We start from the raw sequence: 15480 nt of genomic DNA, 5'->3' as shown, positions 1-15480 counted from the left end.
TTCGCCAGAACCTTGGTGATCGCCGCCGTCAAGGACGTCTTGCCATGATCCACATGGCCGATCGTCCCAATGTTGCAGTGCGGCTTGGTGCGCTCAAACTTCGCCTTGGCCATCGTCTGGTCCCGCTCCGAAAAAGATTTCAGCCCCGGAATCCACCTTGGCGGCGCGACCCGATGGCGAGCATCCCGCCTGGAGCGGGTGAGGGGAATCGAACCCCCGTAGCCAGCTTGGAAGGCTGGTGCTCTACCATTGAGCTACACCCGCGACGAGGCGGAAGCCTGATGGAAACAGGAGCAAGGGAGAACCCCGCCCGCTCAGCCAGGAGATATGGAGGGGGTTGGATTCGAACCAACGTAGGCGCAAGCCAACGGATTTACAGTCCGTCCCCTTTAGCCACTCGGGCACCCCTCCGCACATGGCGTGAGCGCGCGCCTTCAACCGTCTTTGTGCGCCTCTGTCAATGCATGGCTGCGAACCCCAGGCCCGCGGCCGCGTTGCGGCCACCGGAGCGGAAGGGAAGATCGGCATGAGCGACACGCGGCGCGTGGCCCTGGTCACGGGCGGGGCACACGGCATCGGGGCCGCGATCGCGCGGCGGTTGGCCGACGATGGCTGGCGCGTCGTCATCGCCGACCTCCGGACCGCCCGGCCCGGGCACGAGGCGCGCTGCGTACAGGCCGACATCGCGGACGAGGATTCGGTGCGCGACCTCGTCGCGTCCATCCGGCAGGGGGAGGGAAGGCTGGACGGGCTGGTCTGCAACGCCGGGATCATGGTGCGGAAGCCGCTGCGCGAGCTGTCCCTGGCCGACTGGTCGCGCGTCATCGCCACCAACCTGTCCAGCACCTTCCTGCTCGCCCGCGCGGCGGAGGAGATGCTGCGCACGGCAAGGGGCGCCATCGTCACCATCGCCTCCACCCGCGCCAGGCAATCCGAGCCGGACACGGAGAGCTATGCCGCCTCCAAGGGCGGGCTGGTGGCGCTGACCCATGCCCTCGCCATCAGCCTGGGGCCGGAAGTGCGGGCCAACTGCATCAGCCCAGGCTGGATCGACGTGGAGGGCGAGGAGCTGCGCCCGGAAGACCACGCGCAGCATCCCGCCGGGCGGGTGGGCAAACCGGAGGACATCGCCGCCCTCGCCGCCTGGCTGCTTGGGCCCGAAAGCGGATTCGTTTCCGGCAGCGAGTTCCTGAGCGACGGCGGCATGACGCGGAAGATGATCTACGTCGAGTGATGCGCGCCCTTCCGCTGCTGCTCCTCGCCACGGCCTGCGCCACGGCGCCGGACCTGCCGGACTGCCCGCCCGGGGCGCATCTAGACCTCATCCTTTACGACCGCGGCATCCACACGGAGATCAACCTGCCCGCCTCTGCCCTCCGGGGCCGGCCCGCGGCGCTGGCGCGCGGCGCGCCGGCGGTGCGGCTCGGCTTCGGCAAGCGCGGCTTCTTTGACCAGCCGGACGGGCCGGGCCTCGCCGCCTATGCCCTGGCCCCCCTGCCCGGCCCGGCGGTGATCGAGACGGTGCCTGCCGCCGGCGCGCCCGACCCCGGCCTCTCAGCCCCGGCCATTGGCCTGCCTTTGTCGGATGCTGCGGGGCTGAACCGCTTCCTCGACCGCTCCCTGCCGGCCGGCCCGGTGCCGGAGGGGCGGTTCATCCCGGCCGCGCAGGGCTACAGCCTGGCCTATACCTGCAACACCTGGGTGGCCGAGGCGCTGGAGCAGGGCGGGCTGCCCGTCTCTCCGCTCGGCGTGTCGCGCGCGCCGGGGGTGCTGCGGCAGGCGGCGCGCGTGCCCGGCGCCTGCCGCGTCACGCCACCGGGCGATCATCCGCGATGAGCTTGCCGTCGCGCGGCAGGGAGTTCGCGGGAACCACCCGCGCCGCGCCGCGCAGCTTGGTTTCGGCCTGAAGCGTCGCCTCTAGCGCGGCCGCATCCCCGCCCTCGGCCAGAAGCTCCATCGCGTCCACCTCCCCCGCGCGGGACACGACGAGGCGCAGGCGGCCGGCCTCCGGATGGCGGCGCAGGATGGCGGCGACCTGCTCGGGGCGGACGAACATGCCCTTCACCTTGCAACTCTGGTCGGCGCGGCCCATCCAGCCGCGCAACCGCCCGCCGGGCATGAGCATGGACATGTCGCCCGGCGAGAACCGGATCACCGGATGCACCGGGTCGGGGATCGTGACGGCCACCTCGCCCACCTCGCCATCCGGCAGCGCCTCGTTCGTGCCGGGGCGCAGGATCTCCACGAGGATGCCGGGGGCGATGCGCATGCCCGGCGCGGCGTCGCGCGTCGTGTGGGCGACCAAGCCGAGTTCGGCCGTGCCATAGGCCTCGACCGCGAGGATGCCCTGCCCGGCCACCCATTCGCGCAGGCTGGGCGGAAAGGCGGCGCCGGTGACCACGGCCTTGCGGATCGTGGAGCCGGCCTCGCCGGCCGCTTCCAGCAGGATCTTCAGGAAATCCGGCGTGCCGGCATAGGCGGTGGGGCGATAGGCGCGGATGGCCTCCACGATGGCGGCGCTGTTGCCCGGTCCGGCCGGGATCACCGCCGCGCCGAGCGAGCGTGCGGCCGCGTCCAGGATGAAGCCACCCGGCGTCAGGTGGTAGCTCAGGCAGTTCAGCACGATGTCGCCTTCGCCGATGCCGGCCTCGACGAAGGCGGGGGCGAAGCGCCAGGGGTCGGGCCGGTCACGCGCGCCCTCGAAGATTGGCCCTGGCGAGGCGAAGAGTCGCGCGAAGCCGGAGGCCGGGCCGGCCAGCCCGGCAAAGGGCGGTTCCGCTGCCTGCATCGCCGGAAGCTCCGACTTGCGCAGCACCGGCAGGGCGGAAAGCGGCGAGTCCGGCCGGTGCCCGGCGAGGTGGCGCGCCCAGCCGGGCAGGTTCAGCGCGGCCTCCAGGGCCATTCGCAGGTCGGTCATGGCGTCGGGTCCTCCCGCCGCCATTGGATCAGAGGCCGCGCCGTGATGCTACGTCCGGCGGATGTTCCACATGGCGTAGATGGGCGCGATCACCCCCTCCAGCCCGCGCCGCCACGCGGTCGAGCCGAAATACTGCCCGGTGGGCAGGTAGGGCGCCTCCTCCATCACGATGCGCTGGATGCGGCGGGCCGAGGCCTTCTGCGCTTCCAGGTCCGGCGCGTCGAACCAGGAAAGCCGCGCCTCCTCCAGCGCCGGGATGTCGGGCCAGCCGAACCAGGCACCCTGCCCGTTGGCGCGGATGTACTGCATGACGCCCGGGTTGATGCCGTCCAGCCCGTTCCAGGTGGTGTGGAACATGCTCCAGCCGCCCTGCCCCGGCGGCTCGCGGCGGGAGCGGCGCTGCACCAACGTGCCCCAGTCGGTGACCACGTAGTCGAGGTTGACGCCCAGGCGCTGGAACAGGTCGCGCTGCACCTCGGCCAGCGCGCCCAGCAGCGGGTAGTCGCCGGGCGCCAGCAGAACCACGCGCTCGCCGTTGTAGCCCGCCTCGCGCAGCTCGCGGCGGGAACGCTCAATGTCACGCGGGCCGGTGACCGCCTCCAGCGCCTCGTCGTTCGCAAGGGGTGTTTCGGGCGTGAAGACGCCAACCCCCGCGCGCCACAGCTCTGAATCAGCCCCAGCGGCAGCGGTCATGAAATCCTCCTGGCTCATCGCGCGCAGGATGGCGCGGCGCACCGCCGGCTTGTCGAAGGGCGGGTGCATCGTGTTGAACACGCCCGTGCCGAAGGTGCCCAACGGACTCGCGCGCTGCACATGCACGTCGCGGGCGCGGCGCAGCACCGGCAGCAGGTCGTTGCCCGGATTCTCCCACCAATCCACCTCGCCGGAGCGCAGGGCCGCCATGGCCGTGCCAGGATCGGGCATGGTCAGCCATTCGACGCGGTCCATGTGGACGCGCTTCGGACCAGCCGCCCAGTCGGACGTGCCGTTTGGGCGCGGGACGTAGTCTGGGTTGCGCTCGAAGGCGACGCGTGCCCCGGCGATGCGCTCGCCGGGCAGGAAGCGGAAGGGACCGGATCCGACCGCCTCCGTGAGGGCGCGGTTCGGGTCGGTCGAGGCCAGACGCTCCGGCATGATGAACAGCGCCGGCGGGCCGAGCTTCGCCATCGCGTCCAGCATCGGGCCGAAGGGGCGGTTCAGGCGGATGGTGAATACCCGATCGCTTTCCTCCTTCATGTCGGCGACGCGGCTCATCAGCACCTGGCCGATGGAATCGCGCGCCGCCCAGCGGCGGATGGAGGCGACGCAGTCGCGGCCACGCACCGGCGATCCGTCGTGGAAGCGCAGGCCCTCGCGCAAGGTGAAGCGCCACAGCTTGCCGTCATCCTCGACGGCGTGGCCTTCGGCCATCTGCGGCTGCGGGCGCAGATTGCTGTCCAGCCCGTAGAGCTGGTCATAGACCATCAGCGCGAAGTGGCGGCTGATGTATGCCGTGGTGAAGACCGGATCGAGCACCGTCAGATCGGCCTGCGGCACGTAGCGCAAGGTGCGGGAGGCAGCGGTCTGCGCGAAGGCGGGCGCGGCCAGCGGCAATGCGAAAAGGGCGCGGCGGGGCAAGCTCATGGTTCATGGCTCCTGAATTTGTTCGGCGCTTCCCCTGGCATGGGAACCTCCACGCGCCGCCCTGGCAAGCCATTTCCGCCGCGCCGGCCCTGGCCTATTCCTGCGGAGTCGCAAGGAGCCCGCCCATGAGCCGCAAGACCGTCCTCGCCGCCGCCCAGCTTGGTCCCATCCAGCGCGCGGAAGGGCGCGGCGTGGCGGTGGGGCGCATGGTCCGCCTCATGGAGAAGGCGCATAGCATGGGGGCGGAGGTGGTGGTCTTCCCGGAGCTGGCGCTGACCACCTTCTTCCCGCGCTGGTACGAGGAGGACCTCAACAGAGCCGACCACTGGTACGAGCACGCCCTGCCGTCCAACGAGACCGCGCCGCTCTTCGAGGCCGCGCGCAAGCTCGGGATCGGCTTCCACCTGGGCTACGCGGAAAAGACGCCCGACGGACGACGCTTCAACACCGCCGTCTATGTCCATCCCTCGGGCGAGGTCGCGCTGAAGTATCGCAAGGTGCATCTGCCGGGGCACAAGGAATACGACCCGGTGCGCAAGGTGCAGCACCTGGAGAAGCGTTATTTCGAGCCGGGCGACCTCGGCTTCCCGGTGGTGCGCGCGCCCGTCGGCGGGACGGAGGCCAATCTCGGTCTGCTGATCTGCAATGACCGCCGCTGGCCGGAGGCGTGGCGCGTGCTGGGGCTGCAGCAGGTCGAGCTGGTGATGCTGGGCTACAACACGCCGTCCCTGAACATGGAGAATCGCGGCTTCGAGGCGCATCACCTGCGCGTCGAGCATTCGCAACTTTCGATCCGCGCCGGCTGCTACCAGAATGCCTGCTACGCCGTCGCCACCGCCAAGGCGGGGACCGAGGACGGGCACGAGCTGTTCGGCCATTCGGTCATCGTGAACCCGCAGGGCGAGATCCTGGCCCAGGCCACCACCTGGGACGACGAAGTGATCGTGGCCGAGGCGGACTTCACGCGGTGCGAACTCGGCCGCAGCACCATCTTCGACTTCGCCCGCCACCGCCGCCCCGAGCATTACGCGCGCATCGTGGAGCAGGTGGGCAGCGAAGCACCGCCCGTGTGGCGCCCCGGTCAGTCCTCGTAGGGGAAGCGCCCCAGCCAGAGCACGTCCTCGATGCGGCGGGCGCCGGCGGCCAGCATGGCCAGCCGGTCGAAGCCGAGGGCGATGCCGCTGCCCGAGGGCATCTGGCCCACGGCTTGGAGGAAATCCTCGTCCATCGGCCAGGCGGCATCGGCGCCGTAGAGGCGTTCGCGTTCCGCCGTGTCGTGGGCGAAGCGGGTGCGCTGCTCCGCCTCGTCGGTCAACTCGTCGAAGGCATTGGCCAGTTCGATCCCGCCGGCGAACAGCTCGAAGCGCAGCGCCAGGCGAGGGTCGGCCGGGTCACGGCGCGACAGTGCGGCCTGGGGTGCCGGCCAGTGGGAGAGGAAGGACGCGCGCTCCCGGCCCAGGCGCGGCTCCACGTGGTCGAGCAGGAGGCGGAAAAAGGCATCTTCCCAGGATTCCCCATCCCGCGCGCCCAGCACCGCCGCGTCGCCCGTCCCGTCGGGCCGCAGGCTGGCGAGGAGGTCCACGCCAGCCCAGCGCTCGAACGCCTCGGCGCAGGTGATGCGCTCGAAGGGGAGGGACAGGTCCGTCTCCACGCCGCCGAAGGCGACGCGCCGCGGGCACAGGTCGCGCAGCAGCGCCTCCGCCTCGTCCATCAGCCCGTCCAGCGACAAGCCAGGACGGTACCATTCCAGCATGGTGAACTCGGGCGCGTGGCGCTCGCCCACCTCGCCGTTGCGCCAGACCCGCGCCAATTCGAAGACCGGCCCGGCCCCGCCGGCCAGGAGGCGCTTCAGCGCCATTTCCGGCGAGGTGCGGAGCCACAGGCGCTTGCGGCTTCCCTGGCCCAGATGCGGCTCGTACTCGCTGGGGAAGCCGCGCAGATGCACCTCCATCCCCGGCGCGGGGACCAGGCAGGGCGTTTCCACCTCCCGGTAGCCGCGCGCCGTGAACCAGGCGCGCGTGGCGGCGGTGAGCCGGGTGCGGGCTTCGAGGAAGGGCATGCGCGACGCGAGGCGCTCGGGCGACCAGGGGGGCATTGCGCCCGCGCCCCTAGCAGGGCATGGGCAGCGCCGCCATGGCCCCCCGCCCCCTCCGCACCGCCGAGGACCTCGCCGAAGCCGGGCTGGTGCCGCCCGATGCCGTGCCGGCCCTGCGCGACGTGTCCCGGCGCTATTCGGTCGCGCTGACGCCGCATGTCGCCGCCCTGGCGGCGCGCGAGCCGGCGGTGGCGCGGCAATACGTGCCCGATGCGGCGGAACTGAAGACCGCCCCGCACGAGCTGGACGACCCGACGGCCGATGCCCCCTTCTCCCCGGTGAAGGGGGTGGTCCACCGCTATCCCGACCGGGCGCTGCTCAAACCCCTCCTCGCCTGCCCGGTCTATTGCCGCTTCTGCTTCCGTCGCGAGGCGGTGGGGCCAGATGGCGGCCTGCTTTCCGAGGCAGAGCTGGACGCTGCGCTGGAGTGGTTTGCCACGAAGCCGGAGATCCGCGAGGTCATCCTGACCGGCGGCGATCCGCTCATGCTTTCGCCCCGGCGACTCGGGGCGATGCTGGCCCGGCTTGCCGCCCTGCCGCATGTGGAGACGCTGAGGATCCACACGCGCGTTCCGGTGGCCGACCCGGCACGCATCTCGCCTGCCCTGCTGGCGGCGCTGATGCTGGAGAAGCCGCTTTATCTCTGCGTCCACGCCAACCATGCGTCCGAGTTCACGCCGGATTCTTTCCCGACCCTGCGCGCCTTGCATGGCACCGGTGCTGTGCTGCTGGGCCAATCGGTGCTGCTGCGCGGGGTGAATGACAGCGAGGAAGCGCTGGAGGCGCTGTTCCGCGCCATGCTCCGCCACCGGGTGAAGCCCTATTACCTGCACCAGCTGGATCCCGCCCCCGGCACCGCGCGCTTTCACGTTCCCGAGGAGGAAGGCTTGGCCCTGCTGCGCGCCCTGCGCGGTCGCGTCACCGGCCTGGCCTGGCCAAGCTATGTGCGCGAGGCACCGGCGGGTGGCGGGAAGTATCCCCTGGGCATGAAGGGGTTTGACAAAGCTGCGGATGCGGGTAGAACCCCGCCCCACGGATGGGCGCATAGCTCAGTTGGTAGAGCAGCTGACTCTTAATCAGCGGGTCCTAGGTTCGAGCCCTAGTGCGCCCACCATCCAGATCAATGACTTAAGGGGTGTTTAGCACCGCTTATTTTGCGGACCCTCGGATCGCGGACCTCGTGCGGACCTACTCAGCGGTTTTCGGGTTCGGTTGCACCCACCTTGGGGCCCCGTCCCCGAATCGACCTTTCACGACTTTACTGGATAGCTTCCGCGCCGGTTTCGACGTTCTTCGCGTGTGTGGGGCTAAGGTGGTAGTCCGCGCCCTCGACATGGCGGCGGCGACACCAGCTGCGCACGGACTAACCGCTGTAACAGCCAACGAACAGCATCGTTGGAGGGCGGGGTGATCTGGTTCACCCCGCTGGTCGCGTCCGAATGACGCGGATGCGAATCAAACAGCGATCTCGGAGGCCAACACTGCCTGACCGCGGCTCCATCCCGTCGTCCGCCGTCCACATGGGCCACGAAATATTACGCGATCCCTCCCCGCCGGCCGATGGTCTGATCGGCGTCACCGCAGATGGCCGGGACGGCCTTCGCGCAGTCAAATCGTCCCGCGTTCCTGGTCCAGTCGTCGGGGACTCCGCGCGCGAGGCCGTGGCGTCGCTGCGGGGTTACGCTTACCAAGTGTACGCCGCATCACTCGCATGGCTTGAGTTGAACGTTGACGAGGACCTGCTGCTCGAAGTGGCGGAGGATTTTGCGGTCGCGGCGCGCAGTGCCCTCAACGCCCGTCAGGTCAAGGACACCCCGGGCAGGGTCACGCTTCTCTCCCAGGACGTACGCGAGGCCATGGCGTCGCTGGTCGAGCTTTCAGGTGCGAACCCGGGTCGCTGTGTGCGGCTTGCCTACCTGACGACCGCCGAGATCGGCATGGAGAAGAGGCTCGCCCATCGGCCCGAGGGGAGGCGCGGCCTCGACGTCTGGGCGGAGGTCGCGGCTGGGCGTGCCAAACCCAAGCCCCTGCGTCAGGTCCTGGAGGCGCTCGACCTGCCTCCGAGCGTCCGCGCCTACTGCGCAGCTCGCGATGACGAGGCGTTCCGCCGGGACTTCGTAGCGCGGATTGACTGGCTATGCGGGCAGCCAGATTGGGCGATCCTGGAAGGGCGGCTGAGGGATCTGGTTGCCATCCGTGCGCACGACGAACTCAAGGTGCCGCACGACGAGGGGCGTCGGCTCTCCGATGCGGTCTTCATGGAGGTGCTGCGCACCAGCGTCGCCCGTGAACGCGAGCACCGCGTGTTGCGCAGGTCGCGGCTTACCGAGCTGCTGGAAAGTTCATCGCGGCTCTCAGTGCCCCGGGCTTTTGTGGAAGCGAAGCACGCGGAAGCCGCCGAGATCACTGATAAGCTGACGCGGTTTTTCGAGAGCGCACAGGGGCAGCGACTCTTGAACATCGCCGAGACTGCCTCAGCGACAGGAGATGCGTTGCCTGTTGCTCTGGACGCAGGGGGCGGTGCCTACGGCGCTGAGGATGCAGCCTTGCACGCCCGGATCGACATCCTTCGCGACCTGATCGTGGAGGGCGACGACCCGCGCGGCGCCGAGCGCCGGCTATTGGACATCGAGGAGTTGGCCGACCTCGAAAGCAAACCCTGGGCAAAGTTTCGCGTGGTTTCCAGTCTCGGCGCCGCTGCTTTGCGGCTCGGCCGCTTCCCGGAAGCGGCACGCCGTTTTGTCACCGCCTACGCGCTGCGCCCGACCGACCCCAAGGCCATCGGCAACCTTGCGGTGGCCCACCTCCTTGAAGGACGTCACGAGGAGGCTATGACGTTCGCCCGGGCGGCCCTCGCCGCAGGCACGGTCACCGAGCAGGCAGTCGAGGTCCTGATCCACGCTGCCGCGCGCACCGGATGGGTGGGTGAGCCGGAGACGCTGGTGCCTGAGAGTCTCCGCGGCACGCCGGGCGCCGATTATGCGATTTCCGAATTCCGGCACTATCGCAAAATGTCTGGCTGGCAGGTCCACTGCATTGAAGCGGCCGCGCGGCACCCGGCCGCGCACCCTCTGCAAATCCTTCACGCCACAGCCGTTCTGTCGCTAGCGACTGAGGTGAACGGCCCTGTCGCCGGCGCGCCGCTGCCTGGCGGCGCGGGTCTTCTAGACAACGCCGCCGATGTGCTGAAGGCGCAGGTCGAGCGGCTTCGGCGGATCGGCTACAACGATCTCCACGACACCATTGCTCACCTGAACAACGCCTGCGTGTTGTTGCGCCTTTGTGGGCGCCACGCCGAGTGCGAAGAACTGCTCGCCGGCGCGGGCGGCCTCCTTGCGGCGGAGCCGTCGCTCGGCCGCCTGCGCGCCCTCAACCTGCTTGCCCTTGGCCGTGCGAGCGAGGCGGAGGCTCTATTGACCGGCCGCGACGATCCAGAGTCCCAGCTCTTGCTGGCCGATCTGCAGGGCCGGGAGCAGCCAGCACTTGCTTTGGAGGCGGTCAAGGCGGTGGACGTGTCGGACCTCGCCCCGGCAGAGATGCTTGGCCGTTGGTTACTCGTCGCCGAGCTTGCTGTACAACTCGACCGCCCGGACGATTTGCGCGATGCCATTGCTGCGATACGCGCATTAGCGTGGGCCGCGCCAGTGGCGGACGCAATAGAGGCGAAGGCCGCCGCGCGCCAGGCTGGCGACGCGGCTGAGGCGGCAACGAAGTTGTCGGAGATCGCGGAACGGCTCGCGCCGGACACGCCTGTTCTGGTCAGGCACCTGCTCGCCGACGAACTGCGCTCAGTTGGCCGGCCACTTGAGGCGAGCCGCCTGCTTGAGGGACGCCTCGACCTGATGCGTCCCACGCCGGCGGTTGTTCTTTTTCTCCAGTGCCTCGCCGAAGCGCGCCGCGACAGGGCCTTTCTCGAAACCCTGGCTTCGTCGTCGGATCGCGTCCGCCATGATCCGGCGGTGCTGTGGGCAGCCGCTGTGCTGGGTTGGAACAACGGCGACCTAGATGGGGCCGAATGGGCGGCGCGCAGGCTGCTTGAATTGCGGCCTGATCGCGGTGTCGCGCAAGTGCTTCTTCTCGAGATTCTCCTCCGGCGCGGACGGATCGCCGACCTGCGGACCGAACTCGGTAAGCCGATCGAGAAGACGCGCGGGCTGGACTTGAATCGGCAGCTGCGCGTCGCGGCGCTGCTCTCTCACTTTGGCTTCCAGGACCGCGGTGTGGCCTTCGCCTACCGCCTCTTCTTGGCAAACCGAGATGCCCCTGATGCTTGGATGGCGCTAATGTCGCTTGTCCTGCTGGAGGGTCGCGAGCGCGGAGATGGCGACCACGGAAGCCGCTGGCAGCCGGCGGCCGCGAGCGTCGATTGCGCCGTGGACCTGCGCGAAGATGGAGGCGGCCGTCGGCTTGTGGTGATCGAGGCCGATCCAACGCTGAGGGCGCTCGACGCCGAAGCTTTGGAGCCGGAGCACCCGTTGGCCCGAGGGCTGGTTGGGCTGACGGCGGGCGACCGCTATGCGTCAGGCGAGGTCATCCAAATTCGCCACAAATACGTCGCCCGGCTGCACTCCATCCTGGAGCGCTATGAGGCGAGGTTTCCGGGCCGGAGCGGGCTGCAAAGCTTGAGTGTTGATCCCTCGCGCGAAGATGGCCTGGACGAGTTCAAGGCTCGACTCAAGGCGCGCTACGATTTCGTTCAGGCTGAGCAGCGCGCGTACTTACACGGCCAAATGCCGCTCTCCTTGCTCGCGCTGAGGGTCGGTGTGGACGAAATCGACGTGGCGCAAGGTTTGACGTCCCAAGGACTGAAGTTGAAGGTCGCGCACGGCGCGGCTGTCGAACGCAAGGCGGCACGTGGCGCGATTGAGGTGAACGGCGGGCGGGGGTGCGTCCTCGATACTCTCACATTTTGGACAGGCTGGAAGCTCGGGCTGCTGGAGGTCGTTGAGGGCACCTGTGGCACCGTTCACGTGCCGCGGTCGCTCGTGGATCGGCTGGCCGCGAGGCGCGAGCGGCTCGCGTGCGACGCAGCGACAGGCCGCAAGGCGGCGTCGTGGCTCCCCGACGGGAAGATCCTGATCCAAGAGGTGGCGGCGGAGGACGCGTCAAGTGAGTTGGCGGAGTTCGATCGGGCGATGGCTTGGTTGGAGGCGAACGCGGTCGTCTGCGCCGTCGAATTGGACGACAGCGTGCCGGATGACCTCCGCGCGCATGTCTCCTCGGGGGTCTCGCACGTATTTGACGCTCTCCTCGTAGCCCGCGGGCGCGATTTGCTTTTAGTGACTGACGACCTCTTGATGCGCGAGATTGCTCTCGCACTGGGCTTTAATCGCCTTGCCTGGATGCAGCCAGTAGTCCACGCAGCTGCGACAAGCGGCTTTGTCTCTGCCGAAGCGGCCATGGAAGCGACGGTCGGGCTGGTGGGGAGCGGCCACTTCCACGTGTCCGTTTCCGCACGCGACGTAGTGCTGGCTACCGTCGCGGATGGCCGAGCCGGCGCCGCGCCGGGGCCGTGTCTCACGGCGGTGGGATACGCGCTGGGCGGGGCAAGCTCCGATCCACATTCGCACGTCTCCGTCGTCCTGCATGCGTTGCTGCATATCTGGCGGCGCGTCGACACGCGCGAGGCACGCCGCGAGGCGACCTCGTTCCTGCTGCGTCAGCTGATCCGCGAGCGCCACCATGACCACAAAGCGATCTTGGCCTCTGTCCGCGCCACGGCGCGGATCGAGGGGCCAGAGGATTTTGCGCGCTTCGTGGACTACTGGCTTCGAGGGCATATGATTGCGTTGACTGGCCCATTATCAGACGGCTGACCAGACGCGAAACCTGGCGACCCTCGCTTGTTCGTCCAACTCTGCCTGCGCTGCAGAAACGCAGCTGCGAAGCGCCGCTCGGCCATCACCTACGTGGCCATGTCCAGGCGGAAAGCTGAGGCCGGGGCCGACCGGAGAGGAGGCGCGGCCGCGGAGGCCGCTTCGGATCGAAGTCAGCGGAATGAACCAAATTCCCTTCTTCTTGCGTACAACCACAAGTTAGGTCCGTAACTGTTTCCAGGCCGCCTCGAAGCACGCCGCTACCGGCCTTTCCGTTCACCCAGTGTCCGCGACCTAGCAGCCTGTCGGGTTTGGGTCTGCTGGCGGTGGGACATTTGAGTTGCGGATCATGTCGCCAGCCGCAGGCGGTGAAGCCTGCGGCAGTTGTACGCGAGCGCGATCAGCGTCCACTCGCTGGTGACCTTGGCGAGGCTGCGGAGGTGGAAGCGGGTGAAGCCGAGGGCGGCCTTGATGATGCCGAAGACGGGTTCGACGGTCTGCTTTCGGTGGGCGTAGCGGGCTTTGGCATCGGCGGTCTCCAACCTGGCCTGCATGGCGAGGCGCCAGGGTTCGGCGATGCGGCGCGGTGTCTTGGGCGCGGGCGGGGGGCGAAAGTCGTAGGCGCGATGCGGCTGGGTGCGGCCGATGGCGACCAGCGGCTCGATGTGGCGCGCTTCGAGTGCGGCGACCGCTTCGGCGGAGGCGAAGCCGGTGTCGGCGAGGACGGTCTTCGGCAGGCCGATGCCGTGCTCCATGCCGAGGATGGTGGCGGCGAAGTTCGGCGCATCAGCGGGCGTTGCGACGACGTCGGTGGCGAGGATCAGCTGTGAGCCGTCGGCGCAGACCACGGCCTGGGCGTTAAAGGCCTGGCGGTATTCATGGGCGTCGGAGCGGCGCATCAGCGCGCTGTCAGGATCGGTGAGGTTGGACTGGAGTTGCCCCGGTTCCGTGGACACCCATGATGCTGTCACACGAGGTGTCCGATGGTCGCCAGAACACATCCCCCCTACGCGCCGGAGTTCCGGCGCCAGATGGTCGAGTTGGTGCGAGCCGGGCGTGAGCCCGAGAGCTTGGCCCGTGAGTTTGAGCCCTCTGCCCAGGCGATCCGGAACTGGGTGGCCGCTGCGGACCGGGCGGAGGGCCGACGAGGTCCGAAATCTGCATCCGCCCCGGCCGCTGACGTGCTCACGACCGCCGAGCGTGAAGAGCTGGCCCGGCTCCGGCGGGAGAACCGGCAGCTCCGCGTGGAGCGCGACATCCTCTCTCGAGCCGCGGCCTGGTTCGCGAGGGAGACCGGGACGATCCCATCCGGGTCTTCCGGTTCATGAGCGCGAACCAGGCCACCTTCCGGGTCGCGACGATGGCGCGCCTCCTCGGCGTCTCACGTGCCGGCTACTACGCCTGGATGAGCCGTCCGCCCTCGGCGCGCTCGGAGGCAGATGCAGCGCTCCTGCAGCAGATCCGGACCTCCCACGCGGCCTCCCGAGAGACGTACGGGGCGCCACGGATTCATGCAGAGCTGCGCGCCGGAGGCGAGAGACACGGTCGCAAGCGCATCGCGCGGCTCATGCGCGAGGCCGGTCTCTTCGGCGTCAGCCGCAGGAGGGGTGGTCCTGTCACGACGCGCCGCGGTGCCAAGAGGCGTCCCGCACCGGACCTCGTGGATCGCGATTTCTCCGTCCCTGGCCCGAACCGGCTGTGGGTCACAGACATCACGTTCATTCCGACAGTTGCGGGCTTCCTCTACCTCGCCGTCGTGCTCGACGCGTGGAGCCGCAAGATTGTCGGCTGGTCCATGGCGAACCACCTGCGCACGGAACTCGTCCTGGACGCTCTTGAGATGGCACTGGGACAGCGGCGTCCGCGCGACACGATCCTTCACTCGGACCAGGGGTCGCAATTCACCTCGCTGGCGTTCGGCAATCGCTGCCGCGAGGCCGGCGTGCGGCCCTCGATGGGCTCGGTGGGCGACGCCTACGATAACGCGATGTGCGAAAGCTTCTTCGCCAGCCTCGAGTGCGAACTCCTCGCCCGCCGCCGCTTCGCGTCCCAAGCCGAAGCGCGCATGGCCGTCTTCATCTTCATCGAAGCCTGGTACAACCCGCTCCGGCTTCACTCGGCTCTCGGCTACAAATCGCCCGCCACTTTCGAGAAGGAGAAGCTCCAGTCCGCCCCAGCCCCTCCCTGAAACCCAAGCCACGAACCTGTCCACGAAAGTGGGGGAACTTCAGACTGGCGCGTGGGCGGCGGGTCGTCCTGGGGTGGCACCGGCGGGCGGCCGCGCCGCCCCTTTTTGGCGTCGTAAGCCGCCTTCTTGGCCTCATACTCCGGCCGGGCTGCCTCGGCTTCCGCGCGGGTCTGTTCCTCCAAGCGGGCGCAGGCGGCATCGAGCTTGGCCTTCAGCGCCTCGCGCCGGGCAATCTCGGCGGGCAGCGCCTGCGGATCGGGCTGGGCCTCGGCGTCGGCCGCCTCGGCGCGGGCGGTCAGTTCGGCGATGTCTGCGGCGAGCTTCTTGCGCAACTCCTTGGCCCGGTCGTATCGCACCGAGCGGATCTTGGAGGCGTTGGCATCAAGCTTGGTGCCGTCGATCGCCACGGTCCCGAGCCGCAGCAGCCCGGCCTCTCGCGCGATCAGCAGCACCTGCAGGAAGGCGGCCTCGAACGCGGCGCGGTTGGCGCGGCGGAAGGCGGCGATGGTGTCGTGGTCGGGGTGCAGGTTCGCCGCCACGTAGCGCACGCCCAGGTCGCGGTGCGTCGCCCGCTCGATGCGGCGCGAGGAGAAGATGCCGTTGGCGTAGGCGTAGATCAGCAGCGCCAGCAGCAGGCGCGGGTGGTACTGCGCCTTGCCGCCGGGGACCGGGCGCACGGCGAAGGCGCCAAGCGGCACCCGATCCACGGCCGCCACCACGAAGTGGGCCACGTCGTCCCAGGGCAGCCAGTCCTTCGCGTCAGGCGGCAGCAGGAAGGCTTGGTCACGGCTGAACGGAATGAACTGCGTCATGACGAGCAGATTCGCCGATCTCAGGCCCG

Annotated in this window: 10 protein-coding genes, 3 tRNA genes and 2 pseudogenes; 7 read left to right on the top strand and 8 right to left on the bottom strand. The window is 69.1% G+C overall.

Features of this window, described 5'->3' with window-relative positions; all coding sequences use genetic code 11:
• From OF850_RS20810 to OF850_RS20800, 3 genes are all read right to left on the bottom strand, one after another.
• The coding region (locus OF850_RS20810) for a GTP-binding protein (RefSeq protein ID WP_301589197.1) at window positions 1–113 on the bottom strand (113 nt) is incomplete at its 3' end.
• Between the two features lie 77 nt (window positions 114–190).
• Window positions 191–264, bottom strand: a tRNA-Gly gene (locus OF850_RS20805).
• Window positions 265–328: 64 nt separating this feature from the next.
• Window positions 329–411 (bottom strand) — tRNA-Tyr (locus tag OF850_RS20800).
• 115 nt (window positions 412–526) lie between these two features.
• On the opposite strand from OF850_RS20800, the gene OF850_RS20795 reads away from it, so the two are divergent.
• On the top strand, window positions 527–1234 hold the full coding sequence (locus OF850_RS20795) for an SDR family oxidoreductase (protein ID WP_301592251.1): 708 nt from the start codon (window positions 527–529) through the stop codon (window positions 1232–1234).
• Window positions 1234–1836: a DUF2459 domain-containing protein gene (locus OF850_RS20790; protein WP_301592254.1), complete on the top strand. Its 603-nt coding sequence runs from the start codon at window positions 1234–1236 to the stop codon at window positions 1834–1836. Before OF850_RS20795 ends, OF850_RS20790 begins: the two co-directional genes overlap by 1 nt.
• Here OF850_RS20790 and OF850_RS20785 read toward each other — a convergent pair.
• Together OF850_RS20785 and OF850_RS20780 are read right to left on the bottom strand one after the other, a co-directional pair.
• Complete coding sequence (locus OF850_RS20785; protein WP_301592250.1) at window positions 1808–2917, bottom strand: phenylacetate--CoA ligase family protein; 1110 nt, start codon at window positions 2915–2917, stop codon at window positions 1808–1810. The genes OF850_RS20790 and OF850_RS20785 overlap by 29 nt on opposite strands.
• A gap of 48 nt (window positions 2918–2965) precedes the next feature.
• Entirely contained in the window at window positions 2966–4540 is a 1575-nt protein-coding gene (locus OF850_RS20780; RefSeq protein WP_301592249.1) for an ABC transporter substrate-binding protein, read from the bottom strand.
• A gap of 125 nt (window positions 4541–4665) precedes the next feature.
• On the opposite strand from OF850_RS20780, the gene OF850_RS20775 reads away from it, so the two are divergent.
• Window positions 4666–5634, top strand: a complete 969-nt coding sequence (locus OF850_RS20775) for an N-carbamoyl-D-amino-acid hydrolase (RefSeq protein ID WP_301592248.1) — start codon at window positions 4666–4668, stop codon at window positions 5632–5634.
• On the opposite strand, the gene epmA is transcribed toward OF850_RS20775, so the two are convergent.
• A complete protein-coding gene (epmA, locus tag OF850_RS20770; protein ID WP_301592247.1) occupies window positions 5622–6635 on the bottom strand; it encodes an EF-P lysine aminoacylase EpmA in 1014 nt (337 codons plus the stop codon). The genes OF850_RS20775 and epmA overlap by 13 nt on opposite strands.
• Before the next feature lie 38 nt (window positions 6636–6673).
• Between epmA and OF850_RS20765 the strand changes: the two genes are divergently transcribed.
• The 3 genes from OF850_RS20765 to OF850_RS20755 all read left to right on the top strand — a co-directional run bounded on the left by OF850_RS20765 (window position 6674) and on the right by OF850_RS20755 (window position 12451).
• The gene (locus OF850_RS20765) at window positions 6674–7711 is read left to right on the top strand and encodes a lysine-2,3-aminomutase-like protein (protein WP_301592253.1); all 1038 of its coding nucleotides are present in this window, start codon (window positions 6674–6676) and stop codon (window positions 7709–7711) included.
• Window positions 7674–7749 (top strand) — tRNA-Lys (locus OF850_RS20760). Before OF850_RS20765 ends, OF850_RS20760 begins: the two co-directional genes overlap by 38 nt.
• A 607-nt stretch (window positions 7750–8356) precedes the next feature.
• On the top strand, window positions 8357–12451 hold the full coding sequence (locus OF850_RS20755) for a PIN domain-containing protein (RefSeq protein WP_301592246.1): 4095 nt from the start codon (window positions 8357–8359) through the stop codon (window positions 12449–12451).
• Window positions 12452–12798: 347 nt separating this feature from the next.
• Here the strand turns inward: OF850_RS20755 and OF850_RS20750 are convergent.
• Window positions 12799–13395 (bottom strand): annotated as a pseudogene (locus tag OF850_RS20750) (transposase); the annotation flags it as partial.
• A 39-nt stretch (window positions 13396–13434) separates the two neighbouring features.
• Between OF850_RS20750 and OF850_RS20745 the strand changes: the two are divergent.
• Window positions 13435–14639, top strand: a protein-coding gene (locus OF850_RS20745; protein WP_301592245.1) for an IS3 family transposase whose coding sequence is annotated in 2 segments (ribosomal slippage) — window positions 13435–13723 and window positions 13723–14639 — 1206 coding nt in all. Because the reading frame shifts where the segments join, the coding sequence is not laid out codon by codon here.
• Window positions 14640–14683: 44 nt separating this feature from the next.
• Here the strand turns inward: OF850_RS20745 and OF850_RS20740 are convergent.
• Window positions 14684–15451: pseudogene (locus OF850_RS20740) on the bottom strand (transposase); the annotation flags it as partial.
• Between the last annotated feature and the right edge of the window lie 29 nt (window positions 15452–15480).

Origin of the sequence: Sabulicella glaciei, from assembly GCF_026183895.1 — a bacterium.
Lineage (GTDB): Bacteria > Pseudomonadota > Alphaproteobacteria > Acetobacterales > Acetobacteraceae > Roseococcus > Roseococcus glaciei.
Note: the sequence above shows the minus strand (reverse complement) of the source record. Positions and strands in the feature narration are given on the sequence as shown.

What these genes read in the sequence shown, in the direction of transcription:
- OF850_RS20780 (WP_301592249.1), bottom strand. Translation starts at nt 4,540, where the DNA reads ATGAGCTTGCCCCGCCGCGCCCTTTTCGCATTGCCGCTGGCCGCGCCC.
- OF850_RS20795 (WP_301592251.1), top strand. Translation starts at nt 527, where the DNA reads ATGAGCGACACGCGGCGCGTGGCCCTGGTCACGGGCGGGGCACACGGC.
- OF850_RS20785 (WP_301592250.1), bottom strand. Translation starts at nt 2,917, where the DNA reads ATGACCGACCTGCGAATGGCCCTGGAGGCCGCGCTGAACCTGCCCGGC.
- OF850_RS20775 (WP_301592248.1), top strand. Translation starts at nt 4,666, where the DNA reads ATGAGCCGCAAGACCGTCCTCGCCGCCGCCCAGCTTGGTCCCATCCAG.
- OF850_RS20765 (WP_301592253.1), top strand. Translation starts at nt 6,674, where the DNA reads ATGGCCCCCCGCCCCCTCCGCACCGCCGAGGACCTCGCCGAAGCCGGG.
- epmA (WP_301592247.1), bottom strand. Translation starts at nt 6,635, where the DNA reads ATGCCCCCCTGGTCGCCCGAGCGCCTCGCGTCGCGCATGCCCTTCCTC.
- OF850_RS20790 (WP_301592254.1), top strand. Translation starts at nt 1,234, where the DNA reads ATGCGCGCCCTTCCGCTGCTGCTCCTCGCCACGGCCTGCGCCACGGCG.